The following is a 14,244-nucleotide window of genomic DNA, read 5'->3' on the forward strand; positions in this document are numbered from 1 at the left end:
CCTTCTTGAAGAAATGCCCCCCTTAATGTTAGGTTCCATTATCTTTTATAGCACCGAATAGTTTATATTTTGACTTCTTCAATTATGGAATGTCCCTCAGTAGCTTCCGAATCAAGCCATTTCCAATTCTCGTACAATCTGATTCTCCCGTCTGGTAATATTTCAGGAGTAGATTTACATTGTCCGCCTCTAATTTCACTTTTGGTGTTCACGTGGTTGTACCTAAACTCTAAACAACCGTCTTCCTTTACGATTCCAACCAAGGTTCCTTTAATAATTTCCCCTCCACTATAAGTTGCTGTGATGATCTGACCCTCTTGTTTATATTCAAAAAAGGTCTTTGAAGATACTTCTCCGTTATCTGTATTTTCTACTGAGACAAAACTGCGGCCATTATAATCTATCATCTCGTTGCTCCTCTCCGAATTTATTTTTACAATCATATCATTTTTTCTTGGTTGTCCATCATTATAAACAATCACCTTCCTAAAAAAAAAGAACACTTCTCCTTCTTGAAGAAATGTTCATTTTAGCTACGAGATATACTAACAAAAGAAATTCATTGTAAAACTTCACTTCTTTTCATATGATCAATCGTATCTTTAAGACCTTCAGAATATGGCGTACGTGGAACTGGTCCGATCAACTTTTCATATTTTTCACCGTTTAATACAACCGGATCTTCATTTAAATAAAACATTTCAACCACTTCTTTCATCTGACGATTAAACAAGCCTAGGAATCTGATCATATTCTTCGAAACAGTTGATACATTCTTTTGAAACCCAGTATGTTCTCGGCTTATCTGAATTAGTTCTTTACCGGAAATAACCCCGTATCCCGGTATATTCCATGTTTCCCCATATGCTTGTTCATGAAGCGACAAATTAACTATTGCTTTTGCTCCATCTTTCGTATAAATATATTCTCTGGCGATATTTTGGTCACCGACAAAGCTGGCTTTTTTATCATTTACGATATTATTAAGTGTATAATTCAAGATTGTGTTTTCTGCATATGGTCCATAAAAGTCTGGAAAGTGCGCAATCAATGCAGCAACGTTCGATTGCATGACCATGTTTTCTACATCCAGCCGAATTCTTCCTTTCTTTGTATTTGGATTTTTTATCGTCGTTTCCCGAACTTCTTTCCCTTTACTACGTCCATACACATAAATGTTATCTACTATAGCAAGCTTTGCATCATGCTTCTCAGCGGTTTGAAGGATGTTGGACATCATAATCGGAAGCTTCTCTTTCCACTCACTATACGGAAGGTTTGCTGACTGATAAATAATGTCTGTGTCTTTCGCTGCTTGATCTAAATCCGCTAAGCGAAATATATCGCCTGAACAGATAGTGACATTCGGATCGTTATGAAAAAGTTTATCTAATTTCACGCGATTGCGGGCAAATGCATTCACCTGTATTCCCCTGTTTGATAATTCCTTTACAATCGAATACCCCATTCCTCCTGATGCCCCAATAACTAAAGCTCTTTTCATTTTTACTTCCTCCTCTTTATTAACCACTGGTCAATTATTGATAAAATAAAAAGATTAAACGATTAATCTTTTCATTAAAAACTCTGCGTGTACTTCAGCAAAACCTTTTACTTCATCATAGTTCACAACATGGCGGCAATAATGAGTGACAAAGCCATGCAATGATAAAAAAAGACTATATATCTCTTGAAGAGTGATCTCCTTATCACATAAAGCAAAAATACTTTGTGCAAATTTTTCATAGCTTTTATTTGGGCTCTGATTGATAAAGTTTCTAACTTCTTCATCTTTGATTAGAAACATGATTTCATAATGGTTTTGATGTGTAAGACCAAACTCAATGAAAGCCAAAATAATGTTTTTCAGTTTACTCTTATTTTCTACCTGCTGTTCCAACACTTCATCCAGAATTTGATTCAACATAGCAAAGTGATCTTCAACTAATGCATAAAACAACTCTGCTTTATTTTTAAAATGGTAGTAAAGTGCACCATGACTATACCCTAATTCTTTTGCTATTTGTCTCATGGATACATGCTGATAGCCATTTTTCACAAAAAGATCTCTCGCAGCGTCCATAATCATTTGTCGGGTAAGTTCTTGATTGACCTTTTTCCTTGGTGACATAGCTTCTTCTCCTTATTGACCACTGTTCAATTATTATATTAACTCTTCCCATCACCGATTGTCAAATAATTGAAATAAAATAAAAAAGTACACATCTTTATTTATTAAGATGTGTACTGTAATTCTACATATTAATGGTTCCCGCCTCTGAGTACTTTCAAAAAAATAAATGGAATGGCTAGAACTCAAATACCGATTCTTAAGTTTAATAGTTAAAAACATAAGGTCTTTCAACCACACCCGTCTCGGCATTAATATAAACGAAATTATCTTCACCTTCGAAAACATGGACAAGAACGTAATCGGCAGATACCGTGGAATAAATAATGCCTTTTTCTACTGATTTTCCTTTGACACCTGAAACCTGTTCAGCCTTTGATTCAATCGATTCTGTACTAAGCACTTCCTTGTATTTTTTTGTGAAAAATCCTTTTGTAAGCATAGGCCTGTGTGCTAAAAACATGCTGTCCCCAGTTTCCGCATCAAATTGGATGTAATACGGTTCAGATCCCTGGAATAGCAGTCTATATTCTCCGGCAAGCGGAACAAACCTGAATCTGGAGATACTTGGCTGACCGCCAATATTTTCATGCCACATTTCAAAGTGTGTATTATTGCCGTAAATTTTTTTAACAAATTGTTTTGCCTCTTCCATAACTTCTTTCTTGTCTTTCGGCTTTTTATCATTTAATTGCAACGAGATATTATCAGCTTGAAGAATGATTCCAGAATACCCATTTATCTCACCATGGATGCCATTGATATTAAAACGATAAATACCAGGAGCATCATTATGAGATTTTGTTAATTTGATTTTCCCATCTTTTGCATTGAAAACTGTTCTAATTTTCTTCTCTAATTCTTTCTCGCCCAACAGCTTCATCTCAGAAGGCAGCTTGTGATAGGTATTATAAAAGTAAGCAAGTTCCTCGATATTGTTAATAGGTTCTCCGATTCCATCAATATCCAGAATCTCTAAATACGAACTATAGCCATGGTGGAAACTATCATACTCGCTTTGAACATGCTGAAATAAAGCATTAGAGTGCTTTTGCAAAAGTTCGATTGCCTTCACATCTGTTTCATCCTGAAGTCCCTGACTTTTTCGTTCTTTTAGACTAGTTAGCATTTCATTAAGAACCTCGGTATCCACGAAAAAATTGTAGGAGGTATTGTTAAATAAATTGCGTTCGAGCCAATTCAATTCATTGTCCAAATCAATGATATCGTCAATGGAAGATGATAAATATTCACTGCTTGATTCATAAGGATTTTTTGCAATTCCATTAAGTGTTTCACAATAAAGATACATACCGTTTAAAAGGGTAGCTACTTGCTCACGGTTTGCTGCATACCGGTTAATTCCTGTGACAATAATGATTGCTGCAAGAAGAACGGCAATGACTTTCATTCGCCTTAACCGGAAGTTCAGTCTGATCCGGTCATCGAGTTCCTTAGATACTTTTTCTTCTTTATCTTCAGGGAAAAGCGATACCTCAGAAAATCCGCTGCCTTTTTGATACAACACTCTGCATCGGGTGCATTTCTTTAAATGTTCTTCCACTGCACGCCTGTTTTCCGGTTTTAATTCATTTTCTTCATATAGTGGATACAGATCTTCTACAAGACTGCAATCTAGTTTCATCTTCTGTCCTCCTCTCCTTCGAGATAAAATTCCTTGAACTTCTTTTTTGCCCGATGAATGCCTACCTTGATGTTCCCTTCCGTCTGGTTAAGGATCTCTGCCATCTCGTTGAGCGAGAAACCCTGTTCTCTTAGAACCAGCAGCGATCTTTCTTTTTCTGAAAGTCTTTGAAGGGTTTGCTTGATCATCATTTCTGTGTCGATATTTCGAGTTATTCCTTTTGATTGAAGTTCAGGCTCTGCAAAAGGAATCTCATTCTTCCGTGAAAATTTTCCCGCTTCATTCAAATATGTATTTCTCGCAATTTTAAAAAGCCACGTTTTAAGGGAGGACTCACCGCGAAACCGGCCATATCCCTTGAAAGCTTTTATGAATGTATCATGCGTAAGTTCCTCTGCAATCGTACGGCTTCGGCACATATTGCGGAGATAACGGAAGATCGGTTCTTTATAGGCCTGATACATCTCTTCAAGCGGATCTGCCATGTTCTTCTCTCCTCCCACAGATAATGACAAATGAAAAAGGAAAAAGTTACAAAAAATCTTTAACCCCCTTTTTTATTTCGGATATCAGAACAAGAAGGTTGATTAATCCAAAATAAAAAGTGCACCTCTTTCTTACAGAAATGCACTCAATGTGAATTAAAGCATTATTTTATTTGTATTTCAGCGAGATAATCCTTAGCCATAAAATAAGCGTGTGCTGTGAATAGTTGTGTTTTCACTTGGTTCGTTCTAATTAAATCTCCCAGATTACTAAAATCAAATAACCGAACCTCTATTTCTTCTGTTGCATCTAGATTTTGTTCAAATTCTTGATAGGCATCCATTATGAGAAAGGTTATGACTTTGTTGTTTTGAGTAGCAGGATTGACCATAAACTCTCCTAATTTAATTGGCTTTAACTTTGAAGCAAACCCCGTTTCTTCTCTTACTTCTCTAAGAATGCCTTCTTCGTATGTTTCATTCTCTTCCATTTTACCTGCTGGTATCTCTAAAAACAGATCATCCCCTGCGTAACGATATTGTTCAACTAACACAATCTTATTTTCCTTCGTTACAACAATGGCATTCACCCAATCAGCATATTCATTTATGTAATAACCTTCTATTATATGTCCGTTTGGCAGTTCACATCTGTCTTTTCTCAAGTTACCAAATGGTGTTTTATAAAAATATTCCGAGCTTAAAGTTCTCCACTTTTTCATAAGCAGCCTCTCTTTAGCTTCAAATTAAACCAACCCAAAAAAGTTAGTCGTAAATGTTAAAAGTAGCAATGTGGATATAAACATTAATCGTACAATGGTGAATTTATAATCATTTCTATTCTCAGCATATTTACGCTCCATCAAAGCTCTTGCCGCTTCTGTAACAATGATAAAAACAAATAGAACCACGTATGTTTCCAAAAACCAAATTTTCTCTAACCCATTATGAATACGCATAATATTAATAATCGCACTGATGATCACTATGACAAGAAACGTAATTCTAATGATCCAGTCTATTTTTTTGTGATTATTATGTACATGGTTATCTGAAAAGAACTTCTTCTTTTCAACGTTAAGCCACTTCATCGTCAGTTTATTAAATACGTATATTAATAAGCTATATAATGCTATGAGCAGGAAAACTTTCAACCAAAAATGTTCCAACACCGTTTCCTCCTTTATTTAAAATCCGAGCAGTTCTTCCCTTAAGCACCAACACTTTGTGCCATGTTAACAATTTTTTCAATAACAGATTGAATATCATCAGAGTTTTCAATTATAAATAAATGATCTGCCTCTCCTTCTATTGGAGCTAAAATATCTCCTTTGTTCGTCTCATTCTCTTGGCGAGTCAGAACTTCATCAAACGTTGATGCGACCCGTAATACATTTTTACTTCGATTATTCCTTGCAATTCTCTCTTCAAGAACATGAGTTGGAATTTCAAAGTTAACTAGTATACTCGTAAACCCTTTTTCATGGAAATAAGCTAGCTGGTCCAATCTGCTTTTCTGGCTTCTGTGGGAGTTACAGCGAATAATGTGGCAGTTCGTTTCATTAACTGCATAATCCACAATCGTTTGTGTGATCGCATACTTGATTACATTCGGCCCTTGCTTTGGTAACAATGTCTGGTAATATGCATGCAGGAATTCAGCATGGTTATCTTGATCGATTACAACTGAGTTATGTAGTTCTTTTTCTAATGCCTTTGCAAAAGTAGTTTTTCCACTATGTGTTTTGCCGACTGTCATGATTACTAGTCTATTCATAAATGAGCCATTTTCCTTTATCTTTTAATTTTCTTCAACACGAATATCATTAGAAAAATTGTAATAGCAGATAGCATTAAAAGTGTTGCAGTTATGTCTGAACTTTTATCTTCTGGAGAGTCTTCGTTTCCAAACGTATACTCTTTCTCTCTTACAGCCTTTTTATATTTTCCGCTGCCGTCTTCCACCGCAATGGCTTCATCTGAACTAACATCTTTAATAGAGTAATACTTGGTTCCTTTCTCATAAACATTTGAAAAGTTTCCAGACTGCGGATACATATCTGAATATCTCGTAACCTTTCCGATCTCTTTATCTACCTCTGTAACATACTCATCATTCACGAGATAAATGTAACCATCCCAAACAACAAACGGATACGCCCATGACGTAGCAGATGATTTCGTTGGAAGGATCAATGCACAAAATAGACCAATTAATAATAGAAAAGAGAGTTTGTGTTTCATAGCAATCCCTCCTGAAAAAAATCAAACTTCAAATGAAGTAATGCACCCAATTCATTTACTTCAGTTTATTTGGATAAATTACTCAGCTGTACCTCAACACTATTTTTAAGATAGTTATACTGATTAATGTTAGTGTCCAAGAATGCCTCTTCTCTGTTTGAAGGGATGTCCTCATAATTTATGCTTTCACTGAATTGAGATTCTGTAAAATCATAGCGTTTATGATCAATAACATTATAATAATGCCACCCCTCAGCTAACTGAGTTTTTTGTATTTCCCACCTAAAGTATCCTGAACAACTAAAGATGTTACCCCGCATTGTCCTTTTGCTGGATTATCAAAACTCCATTTTGAACTTGATTTTAATGACCATGCTTTATTTAAAGCATTCAATAACTCTAATTTGGTAACGGTTGAGATTGTACCTATTGTTTTATCATTTAGATTAAGGAGATGAACTACATTTCTCTTCTTCAAATTATCCCTCCAAAACATCACAGTATATTAACCGAGCTACTATTCACTCAAATGATTCTCAATTGTATTTTTCAAATCTTTACTTTCAATATAATAAACGTATGTGCCATCTTTGAAACTACTTCCCGAAGCAATGACTTTAAATGTATTTTCTCCTTTGTACCCAATATAGAAATTGTTTCCGGACGATTTTTTATCAACAATAATGTAAGAGCCTGAGATTTTTTCTTCTAAGTCTCCATCCGTTAAAATAGGTTCCAAGTTCTCTTTTTCTTCAGAGAGAAATTTTGCATTATTATATTCCTCTTCTAGTTTTTTTAATAAGTTTTTGTTTTCCATAAGACGAATGTCTTTTACTAAATTTCCGTTCACATGTATTTTAAGAGTTCCAAAAGTTATGTCGTCTATATCGAGCTTTTTAATCCCTTTGTCTGAACAAGTTGTATTAATGACTAGTAATGCACAAATGAAGAAGAATAAAAGTTTCCTCAATCCCATCCCTCACTTATTTCTATCTGAATTTCTCAACATAAAATGTAAACCTGCAAAAAACAAACCATAAAAGGTAACTTTAATGATAGACATTTGCTCCATCAGAGGTGTATCGGTTGATTGGTTTGAAGTAAAGACAGACCACCAACTTGGTTCGGGGTATAGATGTGATAGTATGATCCAGAAACAAAAAAATAGAACCACAAAAATCCAATAAAGCTTCATAATATCCCCATCTTTCTGACAGATTTATTTTTCAGCAAACTCTATAGGATTGGGATAAATCTTGATGCTTCAAATAATCTTCTTGAAGAATGCCATACACCGCACAATCCTTGTATTGATTCTTGCTATTGCGGATCATATGTCGGATTATTCCCTCTTGTTTCATACCAACTTTCCTCATAATCTTTCCTGAAGCTGGGTTATCGGTGTTATGAGCTGCTGATATCTTATGGATATTCATTGTCCTGAAACCAAATTCTACAACTGCTCTCAAGGCTTCGGTTCCATAGCCTTGATTCCACCATCTGTATCCAAGTGAGTAGCTTACCTCACAGTTATCCGTTGCACTGTCAAAATCATATAAATCAATTTCTCCGATCAGTTCACCGGTCTCTTTCAGCTCAATCGCCCAGTAACAAAACTCCTTACTTTTATATTGGGTTACAAGCTTAGATACTCTCTCTATTGTTTGCGAAACGGATTTGTGTGCAGGGTTGATGCGATTGTCAGCGACCATTTCGTCTGACAGCCAATGGTCAAATGCACATTGAACATCAATCATCTCAAACTTTCTAAGGATTAATCGCTCTGTTTCTATTTTCAGGGTTCCTATAAAATCGATCATTTTTCACCTTCTAAAATTCCTTTTTACATTATTTTACTCTAAAGTTCAATTAAAAGGTGCACTTCTCCTTCTTAGAGAACTGCACCGCTTTCTTCAGTTACATAGAGTTTTACAAGATCATCGAATATATCGATAGATTCTTCATAATCACTTACCTGTCCAAATCCATATTTGGCATAAACAAAAGGAACGCCAGCGTATTTCGCTGCTTTACTATCACCTTCTGTATCCCCTACATATACAGGGGCGGATAAGTTATTTCTTTGGATAATCAGTTTGATATTCTCGCCTTTTGAAAGTCCGGTTCTCCCTGGATTCTCATAATCTAGGAAATACTTTTCCAACTTATGAAATTCATAAAAGGATTCGATGTAGCCATCTTGACAGTTACTTACGATATAAAGCTTGTATTTTTTCGAAAGCTTTTTCAGTACATCCTCTACATGGGGATAAAGCTTGCCTCCGTGTTTCTTTAAGTAACCCTGTTCTGCATCGCAGCACTTTTTAATGACTTGTGCGCGGATCTCCTCATTTAAATCAGGAAACAACTTTACACTGATCTCATGCATTTGCAATCCCATCGTACTTTCAAAATCGGTCCGAGTTAATTCTCGCTTAATTTGTTCGTGTTCTTTGATACGGCTATTCCACGCATCCAGAACGGTATCGATCGGATCCCAAATGGTCCCATCCAGATCAAAAATGATGCTATCCATATACTTCTTCACCTCTTTTTGCTAATTCGCAGCTTAAGGTCCTGTACCCGCTGAAACAACCTCGTAACCTTTATCATTTTTCTTCACATAAAATATGGTTGGTGTCATTCCTGTTGCACTATCGAAATCATGCCAGGTCACGTCGAACCTTTCACCATTTTCGGGATCACTGCCATTTTCTTCTATGTACGCTATGAAACTCTGATAAGGATGTCCTCTCTCTACTAAATCTGCCCGAATGGCCGATTCCTGACTGTCACTGTCATGAAAGGATGGTGCCAGCAGCGGAGGAAAGATAAATAAAATTAGAATGAAAAATAATACAACAAATATCTTTCTATTCACTCAAACCACCTAAACGGTCCTTTCCAGCTTTAATTTAAACTCCGGTTTTGTCACATAATCCTTGTAGTGTATACTTCCATTTTTTTTTAAGAAATCTTTTAAGCGGGTCCGAATCGCTTCCTCTTTGACGAAATCCAATACCTGGTCTATCGGCACCCAGCGACTTTCCGTGGTTTCGCCTTCTTGTATATTTAATTTCCCTCCGATTGGTTTGCAAACGAAGTCAAACATCACTTTTGTTGGAATGTTCGTAACCCCATCGTGCCCTATGTATTCACATGTGTTGGAATAGACTCCTGATAGATGTGAAACCTCTATGTCGATCCCGCTTTCTTCCTTCGTTTCTCTAATGACTGCGTCCATTAGACTCTCACCGTTTTCCACCTGCCCGCCTGGGAACACCCAGCCTTCATGATGTGTTTTCACAAGCAGGATGTTTCCGTTATCGTCTTCTATCCATGCCCCTACTGCTACGATATGAGTTGGCATTGCCATTATTGTTACCTCCAATTTTATAAATGAATGCTGAAATACTTTCTCAATCGTATCCTCTTTTAGATTATTTTTCCATAATAGCAAAATGATAAATCCATGATAATATCTATGGAAACGACAGAAATGCCAAAGAGGGCTAAACATTTAGCCCTCTTCATTTTGATTATTTTTTCAGAACAGGAATCCAGACTTCGGACCTGTAGCCTTCTAGTTCAGCAGGATCAGCGGTATAAACCTCGATTTCGGGCAGTCCGGCATGTTCATATTCAGTTGCCGGAAACCATTCTTGATATATTTGACGGAATCCATTCTGAATAGCTTCAGGAATCGGTCCATGACATGGGAAAACAGCCCAGGTTGAGGAAGGTATATGGTGCAGTGTTAATCCATCTGATGGAACCGCGGCCACTTCTTTCTTACCAATCATGTATGTAAAATTTTCATTAAAATTTAATGTTATGCCGAGTAGAGGCGTATCGGTTTCTAGGGAATTGAATTTCGCAAGTGATCCGTCCTGCTGACATTCTCCCCAAAACCATTCTCGGGTGCAGCCTTCCTTCCCACATGTTAATGTGGCAGATTTACCGATTACGATAAACGATTCCTTTTCCTCTATGTGATAATCCACTTCCTTTTCTCCTTGAATCGTGAATTGGAACGAAAGACGTGGAAACGCTTTTAATGAAACGCCAGAACGCCGAGCTTCTCTGGGTGAAATGCCATGGATTTTCCGGAACATTTTGGAGAAGGATTCAGGCGAATTATATCCATATTTCAAGGCTATATCAAGCACTCTGGAGGAGGATACGGCCAGTTCTTGCGCAGCTAACGTTAATTTGCGTTTTCGCACATATTCTCCTACTGTCATTCCAGTTAACATATGGAACATTCTTTGAAAATGGAAAGGAGAAGAGAGGGCAACCTTAGCAATCGCCTCGATATCCAGCGGTTCGTTCATCTTGCTTTCCATGACCTCCAAAGCATCTTCCATCCGTTTCAACCAGTCCACACCTAATCACCTCTTTGCTCCTTGTTAACTTGAATTACGATTCGGACAAGTATTTTTGAATAGATGATATTACATTCGACACCAGCTAAGTTCCAACCTGCTTTTCACGATGAAAATGGTGAACTGTTATCAAGAGCAGCACCAGCTAACCTGTTCAGTAAAAGCACGGAATGACAGGATTCACACCAGTAGCTTTTATATAATGAATGCATGAAAAGATTGAAACAAGGAGGTCATTAAATGGAATATTTTCGTACTCATGATATGAAATTTACTAGTATTTAAGAATGAAAGACTAAAGGAGAGATTATTTTGATGAAAAAAAGATTAGTTAGTTTAATGACTGTGGTAGCGCTTTTCTCGTCCAGTTCAGCAACGTTTGCTTCTCAACCAGCCGATCGGAATGTGGAATATGTCGCGTTAGGTGATTCCATACCAGCCGGAATGACACCGTATGGTTCGTATGACCTCAGTTATACAGATTATCTATTGAAGCATTTTAAAAATGGAGATGTTGAGGTAGATTACAATAATTTTGCGGTTTCCGGTTACTCTTCAGACCAATTAAAAAATGATTTGAAAGACAACAACATCATACGGCAAGAAGTAAGGGATGCTACACATATTACCGTTACTATTGGTGCGAATGACTTGTTCCAAAGACTTCTATCAGATCCATCCTCTGCATATGAAGGAATCACTACTGCCAGTGACAATTTACAAACGATACTCAGTACCATCGACGAACTAAACCCTGACGTCGAAGTTTATGTAATGGGATATTATAATCCATTTGCCTACTACCCTGAACAAGTTCAAAAGTTTTTAGTTCCATTAAATGACGCACTGAACGCAGAAATTGAAAAGCGCACCGAAGCGAATGGTGATACGTTTGTTCCGACAGGAAATCGAATCGATCCACATTTTGAGAAATATATGCCTAACCCAGAAGATAATCATTTGAATATTAAAGGATACAAAATAATAGCAAAAGAATTCTGGAAGGCCATCATGCAAAACAAGAAAACCAAATAGCTTAGAATCTAGCAAAAACGACTCGTCCATTTACGAGTCGTTTCTGCTGTTTCGCCTTTTAATTATTGAAAGATCAAAAGTCTTGTGCCATTCTTTTCTTTTTTATGTTATGTAGTAATTTGTTTGTATTTTGTTAAGGCATCAAACAAGAAGTCTTTGTTGTAGTTTGCTTTTTCATGAATAACGTTAACCCAATGCTCAATAGAATCCGTTTGTTTTTCTTGATGCAAACCATCATTCGTACTGAGAAAACTCCCCCAGTTATAAAATTCCCAGTGAGCCACTTCCGATTTGTAAGGAATTCTGCACTCAAATAGAGGATAAGGATGGATATGATTTTGCGAGAATTCTGCTGCCTGCATAAAGTCATACATCTCAATAGGCTCCAGATTAAACGTTTGTGTGGACTTTTTCCCGTTCGGACGATGGTAAATGATTTCAATAAAACCTTTATTCTCCGGTTGCACCTGTATCTTGGCTCCCGGAAAAAAGCCAGTCAGTTTCTCGTTGGTGTAATCTTCTGCACTTGTATCCACCAAGATCGGAGTTAACCACTGGTCTCCAAGATCACACAAGTACCGCCTGCCATTCTCGTCTAGAGCTATGACAGCCACATGTGCTTTTTCCTTGTTAAACTTTGATCCGATTGGAAATGCTTTTACCCCATCTTTTTTGAATTCATCCAGCAGCCAAAGGGCCAGATCAAAGCAATTACCGGTAATACCGTATTGCGCTCGATGTTCTATCATCTGGGAAACATCTCTTTGTTTCTTTTGGATGCCTTGGTCAAAATACCAAGCTTTCGTCAGTGTTTCCATCGGGAAACTATCAAACTTCTTCCATGTATGTAAAATGCCTTTTGTAGGATACATGTTTTCCCCCTGATCTTCTCTTTTAAAAATCTATAGCAATTAAAAAAGCAAGAGTCATGGGACTCGAGCTTCATCCATTTTTTAATCAAACTGCAAGTATTCTAAAGTATTGCCGAATGGATCTCGGAAACTGATATATTTTCCTGGCGGACATGGTGTTGGCTCTTCAATGATAAAGTTAACGTTATGTTCTTTTAAGTGGTCCACTGTTTGATTAATATCTTCTGTCTTAAGAGCTAATACCACTCCAGAAGAATGGTTTTCTGCGTTAAACTCATGGTTTTCTTTTTCCTCTAGAACGATCGGCAGATCACCATGAACGAGAGTAACAATCTTGGAACTATACTCTTTGTTTACTTCAAATCCTAGAACTGTTGTGTAAAAATTGATGGCATCCTTCATATTAGGTACATAAATTCCAATAACACATACTTGAGTCATTTTTTTGCTCCTTTATTCCTTTATTTGTTAATTCTCCCTCTTTCTTATTCTCTTAATTAAACAAATCCCCTTCTTCCATATGTTTTTTATAAAAAACAAACTCGGGTCTTGTTGACCCGAGCTTACTCCATATTATTAGTACATTATTCATATTAACGCTGGCTTGTATTTAGACTGGAATCAAATAAATCTATGATTTCTAAAAATCGTTCTGCTTCCCTAAAGGTATGATCTGCTAGAAGTGGATGGATATTACTCTTTATACGACATGCTTCTATTAGCTCTCTTGCTGTTTTCTTAAAATCCCTTAAAGAGGCAACGGAAACTTTATTTTGGTCTAAAAATTGACTTAATAATGGTTTAGTTTCAGATTGTGGCCGCATCGAATCTAAGTCAATCGCCTGAAAAAGGAGTTGGTCAAAATCGTGGCTAAACTCTCTTGCTTGTTCTACTAACTTTCTCTCAGAAGGATCTAACAGATGACCGATAAACTTTGCATGATCCGCCATGATTCTTAAAAAGAATACATTTTCTTGGATAACTTCATTGGCTTTAGGGACTAACACACCTTGATTTAGTTCTTTTAATCGGTTGGCAAAGTAGGCGGCTTCCCTGCTAATATGGTCAACCAATAATGGAAAATTGTTTGTGCGGATCACACAGCGCAATGTTAAATCTAATACCTTCCGTTTATAGCTCCAAATCGCAGCTGCTGCTTGGTAGACCTCCGTGTTAAAAGCTTTAACCTGATTCAGGTCTGAGTTCACATTAAATCTGGATAACTTCTCTTCAATTCTTTCAAATACAGTTATAAAATGACGTGCTTCGTCGATCAATTGTTTCTGTTCATAAGTGAAACCCAAGCTTAGAAATAAGGCATGTTCTTTCATTATTCTGGACCAAAATTGAATTTCATCTAATGATCTAGCCACAATTGGATCGGCCATTGTATCCCCTCACTATCCTAATCATATCCCCTTCCCATATATATTATTGGATTCAGTTA

General features: G+C 36.7%; 19 protein-coding genes and 1 pseudogene. 1 reads left to right on the forward strand and 19 read right to left on the reverse strand.

Annotated elements, in window-relative coordinates:
* Positions 1–62: 62 nt before the first annotated feature.
* The 16 genes and pseudogenes from ACFW35_RS13430 to ACFW35_RS13505 form a co-directional block, all read right to left on the reverse strand.
* Positions 63–407, reverse strand: coding sequence for a n-acetylglutamate synthase (locus ACFW35_RS13430; protein ID WP_379846392.1), 345 nt, complete (start codon positions 405–407; stop codon positions 63–65).
* 152 nt (positions 408–559) lie between these two features.
* Positions 560–1,504, reverse strand: coding sequence for an NAD-dependent epimerase/dehydratase family protein (locus tag ACFW35_RS13435; protein ID WP_379846394.1), 945 nt, complete (start codon positions 1,502–1,504; stop codon positions 560–562).
* 54 nt (positions 1,505–1,558) lie between these two features.
* Positions 1,559–2,131, reverse strand: a complete 573-nt coding sequence (locus ACFW35_RS13440) for a TetR/AcrR family transcriptional regulator (RefSeq protein ID WP_379846396.1) — start codon at positions 2,129–2,131, stop codon at positions 1,559–1,561.
* A 205-nt stretch (positions 2,132–2,336) separates the two neighbouring features.
* Complete coding sequence (locus tag ACFW35_RS13445; protein ID WP_379846398.1) at positions 2,337–3,776, reverse strand: zf-HC2 domain-containing protein; 1,440 nt, start codon at positions 3,774–3,776, stop codon at positions 2,337–2,339.
* Positions 3,773–4,261, reverse strand: coding sequence for an RNA polymerase sigma factor (locus tag ACFW35_RS13450; RefSeq protein WP_379846400.1), 489 nt, complete (start codon positions 4,259–4,261; stop codon positions 3,773–3,775). Before ACFW35_RS13450 ends, ACFW35_RS13445 begins: the two co-directional genes overlap by 4 nt.
* A 164-nt stretch (positions 4,262–4,425) precedes the next feature.
* Positions 4,426–4,983 carry an NUDIX hydrolase gene (locus ACFW35_RS13455; protein ID WP_379846402.1) on the reverse strand — a complete coding sequence of 186 codons (558 nt, stop codon included), beginning with the start codon at positions 4,981–4,983 and terminating at the stop codon, positions 4,426–4,428.
* Positions 4,984–5,007: 24 nt separating this feature from the next.
* Positions 5,008–5,430, reverse strand: coding sequence for a DUF4181 domain-containing protein (locus ACFW35_RS13460; RefSeq protein ID WP_379846404.1), 423 nt, complete (start codon positions 5,428–5,430; stop codon positions 5,008–5,010).
* Between the two features lie 41 nt (positions 5,431–5,471).
* Positions 5,472–6,038 (reverse strand): AAA family ATPase, encoded by a 567-nt coding sequence (locus ACFW35_RS13465; protein WP_379846406.1) that lies wholly within the window; start codon positions 6,036–6,038, stop codon positions 5,472–5,474.
* Positions 6,039–6,055: 17 nt separating this feature from the next.
* Positions 6,056–6,505 carry a hypothetical protein gene (locus ACFW35_RS13470; RefSeq protein ID WP_379846408.1) on the reverse strand — a complete coding sequence of 150 codons (450 nt, stop codon included), beginning with the start codon at positions 6,503–6,505 and terminating at the stop codon, positions 6,056–6,058.
* Between the two features lie 65 nt (positions 6,506–6,570).
* Positions 6,571–6,926 (reverse strand): annotated as a pseudogene (locus ACFW35_RS13475) (YunG family protein).
* Positions 6,927–7,022: 96 nt separating this feature from the next.
* Entirely contained in the window at positions 7,023–7,475 is a 453-nt protein-coding gene (locus tag ACFW35_RS13480) for a hypothetical protein (protein WP_379846410.1), read from the reverse strand.
* 256 nt (positions 7,476–7,731) lie between these two features.
* Positions 7,732–8,325 (reverse strand): GNAT family N-acetyltransferase, encoded by a 594-nt coding sequence (locus tag ACFW35_RS13485; RefSeq protein ID WP_379846412.1) that lies wholly within the window; start codon positions 8,323–8,325, stop codon positions 7,732–7,734.
* A gap of 71 nt (positions 8,326–8,396) precedes the next feature.
* The gene (locus ACFW35_RS13490; RefSeq protein WP_379846413.1) at positions 8,397–9,041 is read right to left on the reverse strand and encodes an HAD family hydrolase; all 645 of its coding nucleotides are present in this window, start codon (positions 9,039–9,041) and stop codon (positions 8,397–8,399) included.
* A 33-nt stretch (positions 9,042–9,074) separates the two neighbouring features.
* Positions 9,075–9,386 carry a hypothetical protein gene (locus ACFW35_RS13495; RefSeq protein WP_379846415.1) on the reverse strand — a complete coding sequence of 104 codons (312 nt, stop codon included), beginning with the start codon at positions 9,384–9,386 and terminating at the stop codon, positions 9,075–9,077.
* 9 nt (positions 9,387–9,395) lie between these two features.
* Entirely contained in the window at positions 9,396–9,881 is a 486-nt protein-coding gene (locus tag ACFW35_RS13500) for an NUDIX hydrolase (RefSeq protein ID WP_379846416.1), read from the reverse strand.
* 163 nt (positions 9,882–10,044) lie between these two features.
* Positions 10,045–10,890, reverse strand: a complete 846-nt coding sequence (locus ACFW35_RS13505; protein WP_379846418.1) for an AraC family transcriptional regulator — start codon at positions 10,888–10,890, stop codon at positions 10,045–10,047.
* 315 nt (positions 10,891–11,205) lie between these two features.
* Between ACFW35_RS13505 and ACFW35_RS13510 the strand changes: the two genes are divergently transcribed.
* Complete coding sequence (locus tag ACFW35_RS13510) at positions 11,206–11,925, forward strand: SGNH/GDSL hydrolase family protein (RefSeq protein WP_379846419.1); 720 nt, start codon at positions 11,206–11,208, stop codon at positions 11,923–11,925.
* 107 nt (positions 11,926–12,032) lie between these two features.
* On the opposite strand, the gene ACFW35_RS13515 is transcribed toward ACFW35_RS13510, so the two are convergent.
* From ACFW35_RS13515 to ACFW35_RS13525, 3 genes are all read right to left on the reverse strand, one after another.
* Positions 12,033–12,797, reverse strand: coding sequence for a hypothetical protein (locus tag ACFW35_RS13515; protein WP_379846421.1), 765 nt, complete (start codon positions 12,795–12,797; stop codon positions 12,033–12,035).
* Positions 12,798–12,878: 81 nt separating this feature from the next.
* Positions 12,879–13,238 carry a VOC family protein gene (locus ACFW35_RS13520; protein ID WP_379846422.1) on the reverse strand — a complete coding sequence of 120 codons (360 nt, stop codon included), beginning with the start codon at positions 13,236–13,238 and terminating at the stop codon, positions 12,879–12,881.
* 152 nt (positions 13,239–13,390) lie between these two features.
* Complete coding sequence (locus ACFW35_RS13525) at positions 13,391–14,185, reverse strand: DUF2935 domain-containing protein (RefSeq protein ID WP_379846424.1); 795 nt, start codon at positions 14,183–14,185, stop codon at positions 13,391–13,393.
* Positions 14,186–14,244 lie beyond the last annotated feature (59 nt).

It is taken from the genome of Fictibacillus sp. NPDC058756 (assembly GCF_042746035.1).
Taxonomy (GTDB): domain Bacteria; phylum Bacillota; class Bacilli; order Bacillales; family Fictibacillaceae; genus Fictibacillus.

Coding starts and splice junctions, on each gene's coding strand:
- ACFW35_RS13450 (WP_379846400.1), bottom strand. CDS start 4,261: ATGGCAGATCCGCTTGAAGAGATGTATCAGGCCTATAAAGAACCGATC.
- ACFW35_RS13470 (WP_379846408.1), bottom strand. CDS start 6,505: ATGAAACACAAACTCTCTTTTCTATTATTAATTGGTCTATTTTGTGCA.
- ACFW35_RS13445 (WP_379846398.1), bottom strand. CDS start 3,776: ATGAAACTAGATTGCAGTCTTGTAGAAGATCTGTATCCACTATATGAA.
- ACFW35_RS13485 (WP_379846412.1), bottom strand. CDS start 8,325: ATGATCGATTTTATAGGAACCCTGAAAATAGAAACAGAGCGATTAATC.
- ACFW35_RS13435 (WP_379846394.1), bottom strand. CDS start 1,504: ATGAAAAGAGCTTTAGTTATTGGGGCATCAGGAGGAATGGGGTATTCG.
- ACFW35_RS13430 (WP_379846392.1), bottom strand. CDS start 407: ATGATAGATTATAATGGCCGCAGTTTTGTCTCAGTAGAAAATACAGAT.
- ACFW35_RS13465 (WP_379846406.1), bottom strand. CDS start 6,038: ATGAATAGACTAGTAATCATGACAGTCGGCAAAACACATAGTGGAAAA.
- ACFW35_RS13525 (WP_379846424.1), bottom strand. CDS start 14,185: ATGGCCGATCCAATTGTGGCTAGATCATTAGATGAAATTCAATTTTGG.
- ACFW35_RS13515 (WP_379846421.1), bottom strand. CDS start 12,797: ATGTATCCTACAAAAGGCATTTTACATACATGGAAGAAGTTTGATAGT.
- ACFW35_RS13440 (WP_379846396.1), bottom strand. CDS start 2,131: ATGTCACCAAGGAAAAAGGTCAATCAAGAACTTACCCGACAAATGATT.
- ACFW35_RS13520 (WP_379846422.1), bottom strand. CDS start 13,238: ATGACTCAAGTATGTGTTATTGGAATTTATGTACCTAATATGAAGGAT.
- ACFW35_RS13455 (WP_379846402.1), bottom strand. CDS start 4,983: ATGAAAAAGTGGAGAACTTTAAGCTCGGAATATTTTTATAAAACACCA.
- ACFW35_RS13500 (WP_379846416.1), bottom strand. CDS start 9,881: ATGGCAATGCCAACTCATATCGTAGCAGTAGGGGCATGGATAGAAGAC.
- ACFW35_RS13490 (WP_379846413.1), bottom strand. CDS start 9,041: ATGGATAGCATCATTTTTGATCTGGATGGGACCATTTGGGATCCGATC.
- ACFW35_RS13510 (WP_379846419.1), top strand. CDS start 11,206: ATGAAAAAAAGATTAGTTAGTTTAATGACTGTGGTAGCGCTTTTCTCG.